Genomic DNA, 18,898 nt, shown 5'->3' with positions numbered 1-18,898 from the left:
AAAAACGATTAAACGGCCTTAGCCCTATGGAATATAGAGCTAAAGCCGCTTAAACATTTTTTATTATTTCCACTGTCTACTTGACAGGGGGCACTTCACTGCTAAGGAGGGCTCTTTTTTATCTTTTCAGGTTAATAAATTCTATCTACTAAATTTCTCCTTAAATTCAAGAGTAGATTTTGTCCCTCACGTAACTTTTGAAACACTATACAAATTAATCGATATAAAATACCCTACCTTAAGTATTGATAAAAAGGAAAAGATTCAAGAAATTATTCATGATTTAAATAAGAGTATACATTCCCATATTCAAAGATTTGCTTATAAACTTGAGCAACTAGTTCAATCTAAAATCTAATTTATAATTGTAAAACAATCTAATAGCAAGCTTTTTTTGTTCAGAGCCTTTTATCATAATATTTTGGGATACTTGCCAAACTCCATTTTGAACTTTTGTTATAATTTGATCCCCTTGTAGTTTCTCATTATTTTATCAATTTTGTTATTTCTGACACATTGTCAAGATAACCCAGAAGTTTTTTTAAGTGGTTGCATTCTTTATCGGCGACACCTAATCCACCCTTGTCGACTTTTTCTGCTTTTGTTTATAACTAGTTTAAGATCGTACTTTTCGACAAGTGTCTTTAAAGTAATGATGGTATATCTAATGGTATTCCAGTCACACCACTCATATCCTAACTATTCGATTATCCCGATAATTTGCTGAATAGCACACTAAAAAAGACCACCCATTATTGAGTAGCCTTTGTTAATGCATCTTAATATGTAATTCCTAACTTTTCTTCAATACTTAGAATTGGAAAGTAATCTCCATATTCATTACTTTCTTTTTCAGATCGATTCATACTAACTTCACCTACAGCAGGATAGTCAATAGTTAAAACATCCCAGCCGTCGTACTCTAATAAAAAGTCACCAGCTGCACTATAACCTGCAACTACTAAATCTTCTAGACTGAGCAAATCGTGTTCTTCTTGAGTAATTGTAACTTTAATCACTCCATCTTCAATTGAAAAATGAGATATTTCGTCTCCAGCACCCAAGACATTGTACTCGAAATCTCTCTTTAATTCTTCAATGTCTATTGTAGTAACATCATTGATATCTCGGTCAATACTTACACCTTCCTCAATATCCACTTCTAAACTGTCAACATCTTCTGATGTATCGATTTCTTGTACTTCTTCAATCGCATCTTCTACATTTTCTTCAGTGATCTCAATTTCTTCTTGATCAGATCCGTTTGCATTAGTCTCAGATTCCGATTCACCACATGCAACTAAAAATAATATACTCAATAAAGCTAATAGTGCCTTTTTCATTTTTTTTACTCTCCCTCACTCAATACTATTTAACTAGGAGTTTATCACTAAAAGATTAATTTTTCATCTATTACTTTTTCCTAAATCTCTTTTAAAATATAATCTCATCAACTTCTGATCGTTTCTTCACTTCCCTTCAACTTCTTACTATTTAGAACATAAAAAAACCGTCTCGATATTTGAGAAGGTCTACATAATAATCACTTTTCTGTCGGTACTCCATTCGTTAATCCTGATATCATAACTCTCACTACATCTTTACCACCATACAACTTTTTAATAATTTCATCGATAGTCATGATGGATAAATCCTTTAAAAACTCCGCTTCTGGTTGAGCAGAACTTACAATATTACGGTCAAAAGACTTCCCTCTTACAAAGGAAGCCTTTTGACCTTTTTCTTTTCTTAAAACACCTTATATTTTTTCTGTTTCCATCTTTTTGAAAAAGGATTTCATGGCGTGGTACACATCGCCTTTTTCTTTTAATACATAGTGACGGAAGCGCTCATCCTCTATGTTTTTGTAGGAGCTCATTAGTGTGGAGTGTCTTGAGTATTGATTCACCTCACCATAACCAAACATGCTGGATACTTCCATTAGCTGCTGAACGAGCTTTAAACAACGGGCGTTATCGGAGGTTAGATTATCGCCATCTGAAAAGTGAAAAGGATAAATATTAAAGCGTGTAGGGTCATATTTTTGGTCAATTAGCTCTAAAGCCTTTCGATAGGCAGATGAGCAAATCGTACCGCCGCTTTCTCCCTTTGAGAAAAAATCCTCTTCACTCACTACCCTTGCTTCGGTATGATGAGCAATGAATTCGATATCAACGGTTTCATACTTTGTTCTAAGGAACCTTGTCATCCAGAAGAAAAAGCTTCTTGCCATATATTTTTCCCAGCGTCCCATCGATCCGCTTGTGTCCATCATCGCTAAAACGACTGCTTTAGATTCGGGCTTTGTTATCTCAGTCCACGTTTTAAAACGTAAATCATCATTATTAATTGGGACAATTCCTGGTCTTCCTTCTAATGCATTTCTTTTGATGGCTGATAAAATCGTTCTTCTTTTATCGATATTTCCCATTAATCCTTTTTTTCGTATATCATGAAAGGCGATATCTTCGATGACAAATTCTGCATCTTCCTTCTTTTGTAAATTAGGTAGCTCTAATTCTTTAAAGAGCATCTCCTCTAGTTCCATGATTGATACCTCAGCCTCGAAGTAATCCTCACCAGCCTGATCTCCGGCTCCTTCACCTTTACCAGGCCCTTTTTGAGCATTCCCACTTGGATCTCTCGCTACCACATCTCCTACCTTACTTTTTCCATTTCCTTGACCGACATGCTTATTTTTATCATAATTATAACGAATTTTGTATTCATCAAGGGAACGAATCGGAATTCGAATCACTTCACGTCCATTAGACATGACGATATTTTCCTCACTCACTAAATCCGGTAAATTCTTCTTAATCGCTTCCTGCACTTTTTCTTGATGACGGCGCTGGTCTTGATAACCTTTACGATGGAGGGTCCAGTTCTCCTGAGATACAACAAAATTATGTTCATTTCCTTTTTTCATCATTTTCCCTCCTTGTAGATTTAGTTATATGGGGAACTTCCTAAATGAAAACTTCACTATTTATTCTTATGTTTCACATTTACATGATAGGTGCATATAATGATTTCGAGTCTGCTATGTCTACTAGTAAACCACCTTAAAAAAGGCTTACTCTATCCTATGCAATTCCAAGCGTTAGTTGCTAAAAAATTGCGACTATTTAAATCGTACAAGCTTATTAAAAAGAGCTAATATAGTTTATTCGTAAAGGAGTTCGCCTTATTTTAGCTTGTTAAAATTATTTTTATAGACACTCATAGAGTTCAGAATAAAAGATAAAAAAACACATACTCTTTAGTCAACATTTAAATCGACTGTAAAAGTACGTGTTTCTATCATGAGTTATCATGATTGATTTTTTATCTCATTTTATCTCATAATCCCAGCTTCTGTTATCGGCCAAAATCTCAAATCTACTTTCCCTACAATTTGATCCTGATTTACAGGCCCAATTCTGCGACTATCTGTGCTATTTGGACGGTTATCTCCGAGTACAAAAACATGATTTTCCGGAATAACGCCTTGATACATAAAATCATTAGTATAGGTTCGGCTAAATTCGTTTTTCCGCTCCTCTAAAAATGGTTCTTCGACCGGTTTTCCGTTCACAAAAAGGGTGTCATCCTTGTACATAATTTCTTCACCAGGTAAACCGATTACCCTTTTAATATAATCATCCTGTTCATTTGCATGAAAGACAATCATATCGAAGCGTTTAGGACTTAGAAAATCATAGCCTACTTTATTGACAATAAATCGTTCTCCATCATGAGCTGTTGGGAGCATTGATTCACCACGCACTTCGTAGCTTGTAAATAAAAACGTTCGAATAATAAAAACAATGATAATTGCTACAAAAATGGCTTTTCCCCATTCCAGCCAAGGATTTTCTTCACGATACATATCCGTCACCTTTTTTCTTTTTTACCTACTTCTATAATTTATCATCTTCCACCCTTGCACACAACCCTGCCTCTTCGTATTTGCCTTCTAAAAGTCTTAACTCTAAAATAGCCAATATTTATTTTAGGTGAATCCATTCCATCATGCATATCTTATAATGAAAACCGAACAATTTGGTTTTTGATTTTCACTTTAGGTAGATGCTTTCCCAAAGTGCTTGTCTTCGGTTAACTCTGACTACGCAAAACATCTTCAGAGTGGATCTTCAGACTGCGCTTATCCTTTGGGAGTCACTACCTACCATTACAATCAAAGAGTTGTTTCATGAACAGTCAGGACATTACTATAATAAAAGTTCGGTTTCATTCACTTATAGAGCCATTATGAAAAAATTCACTCCGGTAACATAAAAAAGACTCCTTCAAATGGTATCATCACACATTGATTTTGAAGGAGTGATTGTATTTATTATGATTAATGTTGCTTGTTATTTAACGATTTAATAAACTGCCTACATAGCGTAGGAGTTCGTTAGCCGAAACTGAGTTATAGCCATGCTCGTCAATCAGTCTTGCTATCACTTCGTTCATTTTCTTAAGCTGTGATTCGTCTGGTGTTTTAGTTGATGTCGTAATTTTGACAATATCCTTTAAATCAGCAAAAAGCTTTTTCTGAATGGCTTCGCGAAGGCGTTCATGAGAGTTGTAATCAAATTTCTTCCCTTTTCTAGCAAAAGCAGATATACGAATAAGAATCTCTTCTCGAAATGCTTTTTTGGCGTTTTCTGAAATACCTATCTGCTCCTCTATTGACCTCATTAGCTTTTCGTCAGGCGTCATTTCTTCCCCTGTTAGTGGGTCGCGTAATTTGTTTTTGTTACAATAAGCTTCTACATTGTCTAAGTAATTATCCATTAAAGTAACCGCAGATTCATCGAACGAATAAACAAACGCTTTTTGAACTTCGCTTTTCGCCAAAGCATCATATTCTTTTCTTGCAACCGCAATAAAATCGAGGTAGCGTTCACGCTCTTCCTTCGAAATCGAGGCGTGCTGATCAAGACCTTCTTTTATCGAACGTAAAACATCTAATGCATTAATGGATGTTAATTGCTTTCTAATAATAGCAGATGATATCCGATTAATGACATACCTTGGATCGATTCCACTCATACCTTCATCAGGATATTCTTCTTGTAGCTCCTGTAAATCCTGCTGATTAAACCCTTCGACACTTTCTCCGTCATAAAGGCGCATTTTTTTAACCAAATCGACTCCTTGCTTTTTAGGCTCCTTTAAGCGCGTCAGAATCGTAAAAATAGCTGCTATTTTCAATGCATGAGGAGCAATGTGGACATGTGATAAATCACTGTCTTCAATCATTTTTTTATAAATTCTTTCTTCTTCTTTCACTCTTAAATTATAAGGGATTTTCATCACAATAATTCGAGAATGAAGGGCTTCATTTTTCTTATTAGAAATAAAGGATTTATATTCTGATTCATTTGTATGAGCAACAATCAGTTCGTCTGCACTAATGAGAGCAAATCGACCCGCTTTGAAGTTACCCTCTTGTGTTAATGACAATAGGTGCCATAAAAACTTTTCATCGCATTTCAGCATTTCCTGAAATTCCATCATCCCTCTGTTTGCTTTATTTAATTCTCCATCAAAACGATAAGCTCTAGGGTCAGACTCAGAGCCATATTCGGCAATGGTAGAGAAATCAATGCTCCCTGTTAAATCTGCAATATCTTGCGACTTCGGATCAGATGGACTAAACGTTCCAATTCCTGCTCTTTTATCTTCCGAAAAAAAGATCCTTTCTACAACTACATCTTCAATTCGACCACCATACTCTTCCTCTAAGCGCATCATATTAAGAGGTGACAAATTCCCCTCGATTTTAATTCCATATTCATCCTGAAAATCAGTTCTTAAATGCTGTGGAATTAAATGAAGGGGATCTTCATGCATCGGACACCCTTTGATGGCATATACGGCTCCTCGTTCTGTTCTCGAATATTTTTCTAGACCTCTTTTTAACATCGTTACGAGCGTTGATTTCCCCCCACTAACTGGCCCCATCAGTAATAGAATTCTTTTTCTGACATCCAACCGCTTTGCTGCGGAGTGAAAATATTCTTCCACTAGACGCTCAATCGAATCCTCTAAACCGTATATTTGCTCTTTGAAAAAACGATAATGCTTCTTTCCATCCACTTCTTCTACTCCCGCATCATCAATCATATGATAGACACGGGAATGGGCCGTTTGTGCAACCCATGGCTTTTCCTTTAATAATTGTAAGTATTCAGCAAATGTCCCTTCCCACTTTAAACGTTCTTCCTCTTCCCTAAACAGCTCCACTTTTTTTAAGATATCCATTCGCGTACCTCCATCCTCTCAGGTCAAGTGCGAGATTATTTAAACTTATGCGAAGCTGATTATGAACATGCATCACAATTGAAAAAGAACGTTCATTTATCAAAACCTTTCATAAATTTATAATAAAAAATCCTACATCGCCCTATCCAAACTCATGCTACAATAGATAGAGGGATGATAGATTTTCCCTTATTATGTAAAATACTTGAAGTGAGGTTACATAGAATGAAAATTAGCACAGGCTGGTTTGTTATTATCGTTTTATTTGCAAGCCTATGTTATCTACTGATTGAAACAGCAAAGGAATTTAATGAAGTAAAACCAATAAATGCCGTCATTGAAGAAAGAGTGAACCTAACAGAAATAAAGCTATCACAAAATAGTTATATCTATGACCGTCACGACCAACTCATATCTGAATTCTCTCATGATGAAAATAGAATTTATTTACCTTTCGATCGAATTCCTTCCTCCTTTATATCTGCATTTGTAGCAACAGAGGATCATCGATTTTTTGATCACCAAGGCTATGATGTTCCGGGTATTGTAAGAGCAATTTCAATCAACTTAAGAAGCCAAGATATTGAAGAAGGAGCCAGTACTATCACTCAACAACTCGTTAGAAACCTCTATTTAACACATGAGGTAAGCTATGAGAGAAAGTTTAGCGAGCTACTTTATGCGTATGAACTAGAGAATACATATTCAAAGGAAGAAATCTTGGAATTATATTTAAATACGGTTTTTTTCCATAACAATATTTATGGTATTGAAGCAGCAAGCCAATACTATTTTCAGAAAACAAGTGAAGATCTTTCTATTGGAGAGGTTGCTTTTCTATCAGCAATTCCAAACAATCCTTCGCATTATAATCCATTAAAAAATAAAGACCAGACCGAATTAAGAAAGAACTGGATTTTAGAAAAGATGCTTGAGCATGAAGAAATCTCCAAGGATGAATATACTCAAGCACTAGAGGAAGAGATTGTCCTTCATGTTAAAGAAAGAAAGGATTTATATCCAGAATATGTCACATTTGTATATGATGAATTAAGAGCTTTAATATCGAAAAATGAAGGCTATGATAAGCTGTATAAAAATAATGAAGAAGAGGGAAACCAGGAGATAGCTGAACAGTTAAAAGTACGTTTTGATGAGGTTTTATCAAATGGTGTTGTCATTGAAACGGCACTAGATCCTACCTATCAAGAAAATGCTTTAAGTGTAATTAATCGTACGTTAGGAAACGGAGATATCCAAGGAGTCGGTGTCATTATTGACCATGATACTCATCAAATTATTTCTTTAACAGCTGGGCATAACTATAACAAGTTTGATTTCCACCGTGCTTATCAAAGCTATAGACATCCAGGTTCAGCCATTAAGTCCCTTCTTGTCTATGCACCTTATTTTGAAGAGAAAAATGTGGAAGTATATTCACAGGTAAATGCGAACAATGCTTGTTTTGGGAGCTATTGTCCTAAAAATTATGGTGGAGCTGAATATGGTCATGTCACGATTAATCAAGCCTTTCAACATTCGTACAATACGCCTGCTGTAAGGATTTTAAATGAAGTTGGATTAGAGACAGCTTTCTCCTATTTAGAACCCTTTCAATTTGAGAAGGTAACAGAAACGGACCAGCGCTTACCGACCGCTCTTGGTGGTTTCGAATATGGAATGTCGCCACTTGAAATGACCCTAGCCTATACAACCTTTGCAAATGACGGAAAATACACTCCTTCGCGAGCAATAGTATCCGTAAAAGACTTAGATGGAAATGTACTCTATGAGTGGAATGATAAAAGTGTGGAGGTTTGGAGTAAGGAAACCAATGATCACATGAGAGAATTACTTAGTAATGTCGTAGCAAATGGTACGGGTCGGCGAGCTCAATTTTCAAGCTCTTATATTGGAGGGAAAACGGGTACTTCTAATCAATACTTTGACTTATGGTTTATTGGTTTAACCGATGAATACACAGCAGGGGTCTGGGTCGGAAAGGATCAGTGGGAAAGTATACAGCATATGAATACCTCTTCCCCACATTTGACGATTTGGAGACAGATATTAAATCCTCCTAGCTAAGGCAAGCTAGCGATAAAACTATTGTATAGCTTAAAACATGCAAATAGGATTAATAAAATAAAAGTAGACCAGAAAATCACTTGAAAAAAGACCATACCACACATACCTAGGAAAGTTAAAGAACTACTAACGGTATAGATAAAGTAGGTAAAGTAAATAAAGCATGTGAACACAAATAGAAGTAGTAACCAAATCCAATTAAAGGTTAGAAAAAGAGAAAGTATTCCGGAAATTAAAAAAATCCAAGTACCGTAGCGAACCTTGATTAATTCCTTACCCTCCTCGTCTTTAGAAAAAAAGAGCATCGATAATTGGAAAACGGTATCAGCTATTAATTTCAATGCTGAAAAAATCATAAAAAAGAGGAAAACAAGTAAGAATAAAAGAGTTAACTTAATTCCATTTTCGGAAAAAAACTCACGCATTCCATCATAAAGACCGAATTCCACCAGCTGCTCTAAAATGTAGCCTTGTACAAATAAAGCGAATGATAAGCTAAATAACAATATAGAAATTAAAGGGAAATGACTAGTAATATAACGATTGGACACGAATAAATTCTCCCATCTTTCATACGAATACAATTGATTATTGCGGGAATAGTATATTTCAATTAAGTTCTAAATAAATTCAAGATTGGTACGTTTCTTTTTTTACGCAAATCCATTATAATAAAGCTTAGATACATTGAGATAAAGTGTGATGCTTCCGCTAACCTCTAAGTTGGCTAGAATCATTTACATAAGGGAGGTTTAACTTCATCATGGCAACATTACTTATTCTTGGGGTATGCCTCGTATTTTTAGTGGCTATCTTTACTGCGGGATACGAAGAAAATCCACATAAGAAATAAGCAAGGGCTCGTCTAGTCAAATCAATGACTAGACGAGTTTTTTATTGTAAACCTTCAAACCCTCTTTGACGAATCGCTTCATAAATAATTATAGCAGCTGTATTCGACACATTCAGAGAACGAATTTTATCCGTTTGCGGAATTCTAAAACAACGGTCTTTATGCTCGTTAATGATTTCCTGTGGAATGCCTGTCGTCTCTTTTCCAAAGACGAAGAAATGCTCTTTTGAATCATCACTATAATCAAAATCTGTATAATTTTTAGTACCAAACGTTTCAATAAAATAAAACTCATCATCAGGAAATTGGTTAAACAGTTCTTGAATTGAGTCATAATAATGTATTTTTACATCTGGCCAATAATCACAACCTGCCCTTTTTAACATCCGGTCTTCTGTCGAAAAGCCTAATGGTCTAATTAAATGTAAGGAAGTATTAGTCCCTACGCAGGTACGTGCAATATTCCCTGTATTTGCTGGAATTTCTGGCTGATATAGTACGATATGTAACCCCAAATCTTACACCTCTGTTTCTGCATTTTTTATCTCAATGTTATTATATCAAAAAAAAACAATCAGCGTCTGAATGTTGTTTAGGTCATTTTAACTTGCTTTTACTTTTCTTTAATTGGTCACAATATGAAAGAACTTATATTTAATGTCTGGTGTCCAGGCTGTAGAATCTTCATAAGTCCAGTAGCGCATTCGACTATTTGTCGTTTGTGCATTCACTAATGGCTCTCCATTTGCATCCTTTGCTACTACAATGGTCGTATGCTGCCATCGTCCATCTCCATCAAAATCATAGCATATGACATCTCCTGGAATCAGCTCGGATGCACTTTCTCTTTCCTCTCCTCTTAGACCAGATGTTGAACCACTTAAATACCATCTCATCGAGTGGGCCACAGACCAGCTATAGCTCCAATTATTATTTTGATACCACCAGCCCTTGGATCGATTAGGAAAACCTCTCATCGGTGCGTTTCCAGCTTTTAAACATTGAGAAATAAAATTCGTACAATTATCAGTGAATTTGTGATAATGAGGATTATAGTCATCCCACCACAGTTCTGCATATCTAACAGCTTCTAAACGATTGTATGAGGCTCCACTTACTCTTTCATTTGATATTTCCTTAGTACCATTTTGTTCTGCGGCATTTTTTACAATGGGAGGGTTCAAAACGTCTTCAACTAAATGTTTTTTTTCAAAAAGGGCCTTTCTTGTCTCCATTCTCTCTTGCACATAAAAGTGCTGATCCATTTTGATTAATTGTTCATAATGTAAAATATACCCAACCTCTGTTTGATGATCCCACTTCTTTTTAGACAGTATTCTTCCATGAACTTGTGAACGAACCAATTCTGCGCCTCTTCGTTTATAAGATTGCTTCATTCTTTTTAGGCATTCTTCTTCTTGTAGAGAAGAAAAGAAACGCTGATTTTTCACAAATCCTTCATTTCGTATTTCAATTAAATTTTTCAACTCTGACAACATAACTCCACCTACCTTTTATCCAACGATATGAAACAAAAAAGAAAAAGATGAATAAAAAGCAACGGAATAGTTAATTAACCTCTTTGAAACCATTATTTATTTTCAACTATTTGATCGGTCTGTTAACAAACTAAAAAAATAAAACTAGCAAGGGAGGGTGAGACAATACTCATGAATGAATGTTTTCACACATGTTAGGTGGCCAGCTGTTCGCTCCCCCAAGACAGTTCGCGTCTGGTTGGGAGCTGCCGAATGAACTTTTTTTTCGGCATGGCCACTTCCTCCCACTGGAGCCTCCGTTCCTTGTGTCCGCTAGCTTACGTCTTTCATAGAGAATCTCGTCGTTCAAAAAAACCTCCTTTCTTTCAAAAGAAGGAGGTTTCATCATTCGTTCTTTATGTTTGAATCCATTACACATCATTTTCAATTTTCTCTCACGTAATGATCTTAATACAGGTTTAGTCCCGGTCTCTAATTGATTGAGAAAAACAAACATTCTTACTTAAATAGCTTTTGTTTTTTTAAAAGTTCACAGCCTTACTTCATACATCTTTTTCATTCCAATTAGTTTCTCTGATTATTTCTGCCTCAGTAATAAAATAGGGAGACATAAAAGTTTCAACAAACAACCCACTATTTGTTGCTGACTCAATAGCGGATAAACAATTTGTATGAGAGCCGATATACATATAATAATCATAACCAAAATGGATGAAAAAATGCTTTTTACCATACAATTTACACCATATAAAGTTTCGTAAAACCATTTTGCATACTAGTCGAATTTCGTGTTTATTTAACATTACATCCTCTCTCAAATTTAACTGTTCAAATTCTTTTTCGTATAATGGGGAAGTCCTAGCTTCTTCTGTAAAATCACATTCTAATTGTAAGATTCTTAATGAATCTAATCTACTTTCCTCCATAAACTGAATAACGGAATGGATATAAGAGGCTTCAACATGAAGATATTGTTCTAAGGTGAATTCTTTTCCGTTAATATTTTTCCCTATTTCAGAAGGACATGTCCATTCCTCATCTAAAGTATAGTATCCATTTTCATCTCTAAAATCAGGATTGTATTTTGTGACTCTCCATTGATAATCTTTAAATTTTTCCAAATTTCTCCTCCTTCACCCACTGAAAAAAATAATGAATCCATTTCATCATTCCTACCTTTTAATGAAAATCGATCGATTAGGTGTTTGATTTCCACTTTAGGTAGATGCTTTCCCAAGGGCTTGTCCTCAGCTAACTCTAACTACGCTGGGCTTCGTCAGAGTGGATCTTCACACTGCGCTGATCCTTTGGGAGTCCCTACCTACCGTTTCAATCAACAAATTATTAACAAACATTTGTCTTTTAATAAAAACCAAGCGGTTAGGTGTTTGATTTCCACTTTAGGTAGATGCTTTCCCAAGGGCTTGTCTTCAGCTAACTCTGACTACGCTGGGTTTCGTCAGAGTGGATCTTCAAACGGCGCTCATCCTTTGGGAGTCACTACCTACCGTTACAATTAACGAGTGAATTCACTTATAGAGCAATTAAGAAATTGACTCAAATATATATAGTATAAATAACTTTTACGATTTCCAAAAGATGTTAATGAATCTCCTTTTAATCCTTGTTTATCAAAAGTATTAGGGAAACAATATTCCCATATTGAATTATATTCTTCGATTCCTTACACAACAAAAAGCGAACAGCTGTGCATTCACACTTCCGTTCACTTTTTTTAGCACTTCATTTAACCAAAGGTTATTTAGCTAATTCTCTCTGATTTTCTGGAAATAAGGATAGCGGCTCTTCAATAGGGAAATAACCCTCTAGCATCAGTAAGGTTTTCTTTTTGTCCAACCCTCCACCATATCCGACCATATTTCCATTACTACCTATGACACGGTGACAAGGAATGATAATCGGGATTGGATTTTTATTATTAGCTCCGCCTATTGCCCTCACCGCTTTAGGTGCACCTATTCTTTCAGCGACGGCTTTATAAGAAGAGGTTTTTCCATATTCAATTTCCTTTAAAGCAAGCCATACTTTTTGTTGAAAATTCGTACCGTATATATCTAATGGCACAGTAAATTCTTTTCGTTTACCTGCAAAGTATTCATTTAGTTGTTCTACAGCTATCTTCATCATTTCTTCATGTTCATTTTCGATGATATCCCCATGCAATCCAAGCTTTTTTAATTTAGCAAGAGTTGACATTTGATTTCTCTCAAAACGACCAAATTGAATATGACAAACACCATTTTTAGTAGCTAAGATAGTAAGAGGACCAAGGTGACTATCCATCTCCGTCATAAAAACATTTCCCTGCGTAGTCATGTTACCCCTTCTTTCTCTTTCATTATGACCCATTATAACTCAGTGACTAATTTTACTTAACAAATCTAAGCCTTTTTTTATCTCACCCAAAACTTCCTCTTCCTGCTCCTTTTTCAGTGCATCCATTAACCATTCTTTTGTATCTTCTCTACCTATCTTCCCAATTGCCCAAGCAGCACTCCCTCTAATAACTGGTCTGGGGTCTGATTCCATCAAAGATTTTAAATCATCTAATGCAGCTTCTTCCTTGAAATGAGCTAGTGCTAAAATGGCATTTCTTTGTATAGGTTTTTTTCCTCTCCATGAGCCAGATATATGTCCAAACTTCTCTTTAAATTCTCGATTACTTATCTTTAATAAAGGAATAAGTAATGGCTTTGCAATCTCAGGGTCTGGCTCTAACTCTTGATGATGATGTATATCAATTCCTTTATTTTTGGGACATACCTGCTGACATGTATCACAACCATACAAACGATTACCAATTTTTTTACGATATTGGTCTTCTATTAAACCTTTTGTTTGAGTAAGAAAAGAAATACATTTTTGTGCATTTAATTGTCCTCCCTGAACTAATGCACCGGTAGGACAAGCATCTATACATTTTGTACAGCTACCACATTGTTCGGTTAATGGTGTATCTGGTTCAATCGGCACAGAGGTAATTAAATTACCTAAATAGACATAACTACCAAATTCAGGTGTGATAATTGCGCAATTTTTCGCACTCCAGCCGATTCCTGCTCGTAAGGCAACAGCTCTATCTGATAAAGCTCCAGTATCAACCATTGATACCATTTCAGCATGAGGAATTTGTTTTTTTATAAACTCTTCTAGCTTACTTAAACGGTCTCTTAGAACTTGATGATAATCCATACCCCACGAAGCTCTACAAAAAACTCCTCTTCGTTCACCTTTTTTACTTTTTGGAGGGTTTTTCATTTTTGCAGGATAGGCAACCGCAATCGAAATAATCGATCTTGCCGATGATAATGTTAAAGTTGGATCCGTCCTTTTCTCTATGTCAGGCTCTTCAAATCCAGACTCATAACCCAGCTTCTTTTGTGTTAGTAACCTTTCTTTTAAAGATAAAAAAGGGTCAGCTGATGTGAAACCAATTTTATCTATCCCGATTGTTTTACTATATGCAATTAACTCTTCTTTAAATTGGGCATTTGTCACAAGCTCACCTTCTTTTTATTCCTAAATACCTACTTCTGTATTAGAACTTTTCTTTTTAAAGTAATTATTGCTATGATAAAAGAAATTCAGACACGGAGGCCACACTCAATGAAACCACCTTTATTAGAGCGAACCCTATTAAAAGCCATTCCTCAAATAAAAATTGGAATCATTACTTCTTATCATATCGTGATTGATGATTCACCTCAAATGTTAAGAGGAAGATTTCAATTTTTTCAAGAAGCATTACAGCTTGAATTAGCAGAAAAACCTTACGATACATTCCAAAAGATTGAAAACTGGAGAAGTATGTTAAAAGCTCTTCAGCTTTCTCCAAAAGAAAATCTCCCTTCTTCGGAATTGTTATTACAGCAAGTTCAAGCTGGAAGAAAATTAGAATCGATCCATTCAGCAAGTGATATCAACCGATTTCTATCTCTTCAATATCAAATTCCAATCGAGTTATATGACCTAGATCAATTGCACGGTGATATAACGATTCGACTTGGTTTAGAAACAGATACCATTATACATGAAGATAATCAAAAACTAGAAGTGAAAAACTTATTGCTGAGTTCAGATTCTAAAGGCCCTTTTGGAAGCCCTATTTTTCGTTATAATAGAGCAGAGGTTACGAAGGCTACAACCAATACTTTACAAATATTTTATTTAAATCCAGAACTTACCTTAGATGAAAGCCATCAACTTCTGCAAGCAGCCGATCGAATGTTCCATCAATTACATGGAGGTCAATCTAAAATCCATCTTTTACATGACTAAACTGCTTACTAATTCAAAAGTTTTTGTTTAAACCTTTTTTAATTTGGGAAAATAATAATGAAAATAAATTAAGGAGGACGATTTGAAATGAGTCATGAAAAAGTATCCACTATACTTAACAAACAAGTTGCAAACTGGAGTGTACTATTTACCAAATTACACAACTATCATTGGTATGTAAAAGGTCCTCAATTTTTTACACTTCATGAAAAATTTGAAGAATTATATAATGAAGCTGCAACTCATATTGATGAGCTTGCAGAACGATTATTAGCATTAAAAGGAAAGCCTTTAGCAACGATGAAAGAGCACCTAGAAGCAGCATCTGTAAAAGAAGGCAACTATAACTTAAACGCTGAAGACATGGTATCTAACCTTGTCGATGATTTTAACATATTAATTGAAGAGTTAAAAGAAGGCATGGATGCCGCTGAGGAATTAGGAGACGAAACAACGGCTGATATGCTGTTGGCTATTCACCAATCACTTGAAAAACACAATTGGATGCTCCGTTCGTTTTTGAAATAACAAAAGAAAGCTCAGCCATTAGGGAAACCTAAGGTTGAGCTTCACTTATTTTATAGCATCACATTAATCTCATTCTTTACTAATGGCTAATGACATGTATTTCACTTCTAAAAACTCTTCCATTCCTTGCTGGCCACCTTCTCGACCTAGTCCACTTTGCTTCATTCCGCCAAAAGGCGCTTGTGCGATAGAAGGAGCTCCATCATTCATTCCAATAATACCAAAATCTAATTGCTCACTAACTGAAATAGCACGGTTAATATCCTTTGTAAATACATAAGCAGCTAATCCATATATGGAATTATTGGCTCTTTCAATCACTTCCTTATCTGTTTTAAAGGAAGAAATCGGAGCAATCGGACCAAAGGTTTCTTCTTGCATACAAATCATTTCTTCGTTTACATGAGCAAGAACCGTTGGTTGGAAATATAGACCTTCCATTTCTTTCCCTCCGCAAATGAGCTCCGCTCCCTTTTCTAAAGCATCATCTAGCTGGCTTTGCACTTTTTGAACAGACTCTTCATCAATAAGCGGTCCAATATCTACTTCTTCTTCTAAACCATTCCCGACTTTAAGCTTTGATACCGCAAACTTTGCCTTTTCTACAAAATCATTAAATACCGTTTCATGAACATAAATTCGATTCGCACAAATACAAGTTTGACCAGCATTTCTAAATTTAGATAGAATAAATTGTTCACAAGCCAAATCTAAATCAGCATCATCCAAAACAATAAAAGGGGCATGACCTCCAAGCTCAAGCGATAATTTCTTAACCGTTTCAGCTGCTCCCTTCATCAAAATTTTACCGACTTCTGTAGAACCTGTAAAGGTCAATTTGCGCACTCGATCATCTTTTTGCCAAACAGCCGTTATGTTCTCAGCATCACCCGTAATGACATTGATAACTCCTTTTGGAATTCCGGCTTTTTCAGCTAATTCTATAAGCTTTAATGCCGTTAATGGTGTTTGTTCAGCAGGCTTTATAATAACCGTACATCCTACAGCTAACGCAGGGGCCACCTTTCTCGTAATCATAGCAGCTGGAAAATTCCATGGTGTTATAGCGGCAACTACACCAATTGGTTGTTTTTGTACAAAAATTCTTTTATTGCTAACAGAAGCAGGAATCGTTTCACCGTAAACTCTTTTTCCTTCTTCCGCATACCACTTAATAAAAGAATTAGCATAATTAATTTCGCCTCGAGCTTCTTTTAAAGGCTTACCTTGTTCTAGTGTCATGATTTTACCAAGCTCATATTCATTTTCTTCAATCAAATGGAACCATTTCATTAAAACATCACTGCGTTCATGAGCCGATAAATTACGCCACTCCGTTAATGCTTTGAAAGCAGCATCGACACAGCGTTTTGCTTCTAATTCACCACCAGCTGGAACTGTATCAATAACCTCACTCGTCGCAGGATTATATACATCGATTTGCTCTAGTTCTTCTCCACACCATTCACCATTAATATAAAACTTCACTAATCTTTCTCCTTTCATTACTCCACCAAAATAAACCTTCTATACAACATTAATATAATAGTTTACCTAATGGTCCGTCTTCATCCAATATGTCCTGTAAAAGATAAATAGAAATCGGAAAATAAGTGAGACCATAGACATATGCTTGCAAATCATAAAGCTGAAAATAAATAACTAACGTTTTATCAGCCACATAAAAAAACTGATTAGGATGGATACCTTTAAATTCATTTAGTAAATCCATTTTTCTCTCTTTAATTTGTAGATTAATCTGTTCATTTATTTTCTTTTGGTAAGGAGCGTCTTTCTTAAATAATTCTCTTAAAGTATATACCTTTCCTAATTCAACATCCATCGTTAAAGAGCGGACCATTGTTAAGCCATGCGCAGCTCCTTTACTATACGAGTAATGACTATTGGTCACACTAAATATATTTTGTTGATTGTTCTTAACATCAAAGCCTCCTGTAATTTCTAAATCTTTATTTTCTAAGTAACCTTGCTTGCGAATCATTCGATATACTTGAGTTTCAATTCGTTCATTTAATTGCTTTTCAATGGTTTTGTTCGTTAGACTAGTTAGCTGAGGGAAGTAAATGTCGATTCGCGGCTCCACAATATGCCTTGCTTTTATGGACACAGGTAATATGGATGTATTCATCAGATCATCCCCTTTCATTTTACAACGCTTATAGACTTCTGTTCATGTTTATGCTCAAAAATGATAAGTATTGAGTAAAATGAAAGAAAAATCCGATACAACCCTTCAATAGAAAAAAGAATGCAGAAGTTAAACCTCTCCATTCTTTTAAAACTTTTTTATTGTTTTAGAAATTTAATTTATGACCTTTGAAATCATAAAAAGTATGATTAGGATCGACTGCTTTTTTTCCTTTAATGCTTTTTAAAATTTCTGCTGCTACTTCATCAGGATTAAATTCAGCCTCTATCCCTCCCATGTCCGTTTTCATCCATCCTGGGTGAATCGATAAAACCTTTAAATGAGGAAATCCTATTCTTAGTTTTTCTGAAAACATATTTAATGCAGCCTTTGACATGCCATAAAAGTAATCTCCGCTATACGTATTCTCTACAGAACCTGCATCAGAAGATATATTAATAACACTACTTCCTTCTTTATTTAATAAAGGTAAAAAATGCTTCATAACTCTTACAGGTCCAAAAGTGTTAATTTCAAATGTTGCCATACCTTCGTCAAAGTTTAATTGCTCTAGCTCTTTTTCTCTTGATATTAATACACCCGCACTATTCACGATTGAATCAAGCTTTATTCCCCATTTATCAACCTCTTTTTTAGCTTCTTTCGTAGAGTGCTCATCCGTAACATCTAATATAAGCATTTTTACTTGCTCGGGATGTGAATCAATCACCTTTTTAATTTCCTTTAATTTTGAATGAGGAGAGCGAACGGAAGCAATCATAAAATGACCTTGTTCAATTCCTTGTTTAACCAAAGCTAAACCTAATCCACGATTCGCACCTGTTACTAGAATATTCATGATAATATTCCCTCCCAAAGTTCGTATGTTAATGATCTATTCCCTAAATTCTAATAACTAAATCTTTAACTAATTCGTGATTTATCGCCCTTTTTCCTGCCTAACCTCTTTATTGTTTAACGATTTTCTCATCCGTTCTTACAATCTATAAACTTATATATATAGTGGACGAAAATGGAGTGTAAAGCTAATAAAGAAATCTACATCTGTTTTCATAGAGAATGTACCCATTCAAAAGAACCCTCCATTTTAACAGTGATATGCTCCCCAATAGGTAGACAGATTAAAAAAATAAATCTGACTACCTACGGGGGAGTATTTTTTATGTCCAAACGATCCTATTCCGCAGAAGAAAAATATGAAAT

Annotated in this window: 16 protein-coding genes; 3 read left to right on the top strand and 13 right to left on the bottom strand. The window is 35.3% G+C overall.

The window, feature by feature from the left end; all coding sequences use genetic code 11:
- Positions 1 to 779: 779 nt before the first annotated feature.
- The 4 genes from AZF04_RS12580 to AZF04_RS12565 all read right to left on the bottom strand — a co-directional run bounded on the left by AZF04_RS12580 (position 780) and on the right by AZF04_RS12565 (position 6,258).
- Entirely contained in the window at positions 780 to 1,343 is a 564-nt protein-coding gene (locus AZF04_RS12580; RefSeq protein ID WP_061949018.1) for a hypothetical protein, read from the bottom strand.
- Between the two features lie 416 nt (positions 1,344 to 1,759).
- Positions 1,760 to 2,929, bottom strand: a complete 1,170-nt coding sequence (gene yhbH, locus AZF04_RS12575; RefSeq protein ID WP_045488979.1) for a sporulation protein YhbH — start codon at positions 2,927 to 2,929, stop codon at positions 1,760 to 1,762.
- Between the two features lie 408 nt (positions 2,930 to 3,337).
- The gene (gene lepB, locus AZF04_RS12570) at positions 3,338 to 3,871 is read right to left on the bottom strand and encodes a signal peptidase I (protein ID WP_061949017.1); all 534 of its coding nucleotides are present in this window, start codon (positions 3,869 to 3,871) and stop codon (positions 3,338 to 3,340) included.
- A 491-nt stretch (positions 3,872 to 4,362) separates the two neighbouring features.
- A complete protein-coding gene (locus tag AZF04_RS12565) occupies positions 4,363 to 6,258 on the bottom strand; it encodes a PrkA family serine protein kinase (protein WP_061949016.1) in 1,896 nt (631 codons plus the stop codon).
- 225 nt (positions 6,259 to 6,483) lie between these two features.
- Between AZF04_RS12565 and AZF04_RS12560 the strand changes: the two genes are divergently transcribed.
- A complete protein-coding gene (locus AZF04_RS12560) occupies positions 6,484 to 8,346 on the top strand; it encodes a transglycosylase domain-containing protein (protein WP_061949015.1) in 1,863 nt (620 codons plus the stop codon).
- Here the strand turns inward: AZF04_RS12560 and AZF04_RS12555 are convergent.
- The 6 genes from AZF04_RS12555 to queG all read right to left on the bottom strand — a co-directional run bounded on the left by AZF04_RS12555 (position 8,343) and on the right by queG (position 14,217).
- Complete coding sequence (locus AZF04_RS12555; protein ID WP_045488988.1) at positions 8,343 to 8,897, bottom strand: YufK family protein; 555 nt, start codon at positions 8,895 to 8,897, stop codon at positions 8,343 to 8,345. The genes AZF04_RS12560 and AZF04_RS12555 overlap by 4 nt on opposite strands.
- A 343-nt stretch (positions 8,898 to 9,240) precedes the next feature.
- The gene (gene trmL, locus AZF04_RS12550; protein ID WP_045488990.1) at positions 9,241 to 9,714 is read right to left on the bottom strand and encodes a tRNA (uridine(34)/cytosine(34)/5-carboxymethylaminomethyluridine(34)-2'-O)-methyltransferase TrmL; all 474 of its coding nucleotides are present in this window, start codon (positions 9,712 to 9,714) and stop codon (positions 9,241 to 9,243) included.
- 108 nt (positions 9,715 to 9,822) lie between these two features.
- A complete protein-coding gene (locus AZF04_RS12545) occupies positions 9,823 to 10,698 on the bottom strand; it encodes an amidase domain-containing protein (protein ID WP_061949014.1) in 876 nt (291 codons plus the stop codon).
- A gap of 542 nt (positions 10,699 to 11,240) precedes the next feature.
- Complete coding sequence (locus AZF04_RS12535) at positions 11,241 to 11,819, bottom strand: hypothetical protein (RefSeq protein WP_061949012.1); 579 nt, start codon at positions 11,817 to 11,819, stop codon at positions 11,241 to 11,243.
- A 637-nt stretch (positions 11,820 to 12,456) separates the two neighbouring features.
- Positions 12,457 to 13,035, bottom strand: a complete 579-nt coding sequence (locus AZF04_RS12530) for a methylated-DNA--[protein]-cysteine S-methyltransferase (RefSeq protein WP_061949011.1) — start codon at positions 13,033 to 13,035, stop codon at positions 12,457 to 12,459.
- A 39-nt stretch (positions 13,036 to 13,074) separates the two neighbouring features.
- Positions 13,075 to 14,217, bottom strand: coding sequence for a tRNA epoxyqueuosine(34) reductase QueG (gene queG, locus AZF04_RS12525; RefSeq protein WP_061949010.1), 1,143 nt, complete (start codon positions 14,215 to 14,217; stop codon positions 13,075 to 13,077).
- A 108-nt stretch (positions 14,218 to 14,325) separates the two neighbouring features.
- Here queG and AZF04_RS12520 point away from each other — a divergent pair, with 108 nt between their 5' ends.
- Positions 14,326 to 14,997, top strand: coding sequence for a B3/B4 domain-containing protein (locus AZF04_RS12520; protein WP_061949009.1), 672 nt, complete (start codon positions 14,326 to 14,328; stop codon positions 14,995 to 14,997).
- Between the two features lie 87 nt (positions 14,998 to 15,084).
- Positions 15,085 to 15,525, top strand: coding sequence for a Dps family protein (locus tag AZF04_RS12515; protein ID WP_045489015.1), 441 nt, complete (start codon positions 15,085 to 15,087; stop codon positions 15,523 to 15,525).
- Between the two features lie 69 nt (positions 15,526 to 15,594).
- Here AZF04_RS12515 and AZF04_RS12510 read toward each other — a convergent pair whose 3' ends face one another.
- From AZF04_RS12510 to AZF04_RS12500, 3 genes are all read right to left on the bottom strand, one after another.
- Positions 15,595 to 17,031, bottom strand: coding sequence for an NAD-dependent succinate-semialdehyde dehydrogenase (locus tag AZF04_RS12510; protein ID WP_061949008.1), 1,437 nt, complete (start codon positions 17,029 to 17,031; stop codon positions 15,595 to 15,597).
- 31 nt (positions 17,032 to 17,062) lie between these two features.
- Positions 17,063 to 17,674, bottom strand: coding sequence for a DUF3298 and DUF4163 domain-containing protein (locus AZF04_RS12505; RefSeq protein WP_045489020.1), 612 nt, complete (start codon positions 17,672 to 17,674; stop codon positions 17,063 to 17,065).
- A gap of 166 nt (positions 17,675 to 17,840) precedes the next feature.
- The gene (locus AZF04_RS12500; protein ID WP_061949007.1) at positions 17,841 to 18,533 is read right to left on the bottom strand and encodes an SDR family oxidoreductase; all 693 of its coding nucleotides are present in this window, start codon (positions 18,531 to 18,533) and stop codon (positions 17,841 to 17,843) included.
- Between the last annotated feature and the right edge of the window lie 365 nt (positions 18,534 to 18,898).

The organism is Alkalihalobacillus trypoxylicola, assembly GCF_001590785.1.
Lineage (GTDB): Bacteria > Bacillota > Bacilli > Bacillales > Bacillaceae_D > Alkalihalobacillus > Alkalihalobacillus trypoxylicola.
This window is presented reverse-complemented; position numbering and strand designations above follow the sequence as displayed.

Coding starts and splice junctions, on each gene's coding strand:
- AZF04_RS12580 (WP_061949018.1), bottom strand. CDS start 1,343: ATGAAAAAGGCACTATTAGCTTTATTGAGTATATTATTTTTAGTTGCA.
- yhbH (WP_045488979.1), bottom strand. CDS start 2,929: ATGAAAAAAGGAAATGAACATAATTTTGTTGTATCTCAGGAGAACTGG.
- lepB (WP_061949017.1), bottom strand. CDS start 3,871: ATGTATCGTGAAGAAAATCCTTGGCTGGAATGGGGAAAAGCCATTTTT.
- AZF04_RS12565 (WP_061949016.1), bottom strand. CDS start 6,258: ATGGATATCTTAAAAAAAGTGGAGCTGTTTAGGGAAGAGGAAGAACGT.
- AZF04_RS12560 (WP_061949015.1), top strand. CDS start 6,484: ATGAAAATTAGCACAGGCTGGTTTGTTATTATCGTTTTATTTGCAAGC.
- AZF04_RS12545 (WP_061949014.1), bottom strand. CDS start 10,698: ATGTTGTCAGAGTTGAAAAATTTAATTGAAATACGAAATGAAGGATTT.
- AZF04_RS12530 (WP_061949011.1), bottom strand. CDS start 13,035: ATGACTACGCAGGGAAATGTTTTTATGACGGAGATGGATAGTCACCTT.
- AZF04_RS12520 (WP_061949009.1), top strand. CDS start 14,326: ATGAAACCACCTTTATTAGAGCGAACCCTATTAAAAGCCATTCCTCAA.
- AZF04_RS12515 (WP_045489015.1), top strand. CDS start 15,085: ATGAGTCATGAAAAAGTATCCACTATACTTAACAAACAAGTTGCAAAC.
- AZF04_RS12510 (WP_061949008.1), bottom strand. CDS start 17,031: ATGAAAGGAGAAAGATTAGTGAAGTTTTATATTAATGGTGAATGGTGT.
- AZF04_RS12505 (WP_045489020.1), bottom strand. CDS start 17,674: ATGAATACATCCATATTACCTGTGTCCATAAAAGCAAGGCATATTGTG.
- AZF04_RS12500 (WP_061949007.1), bottom strand. CDS start 18,533: ATGAATATTCTAGTAACAGGTGCGAATCGTGGATTAGGTTTAGCTTTG.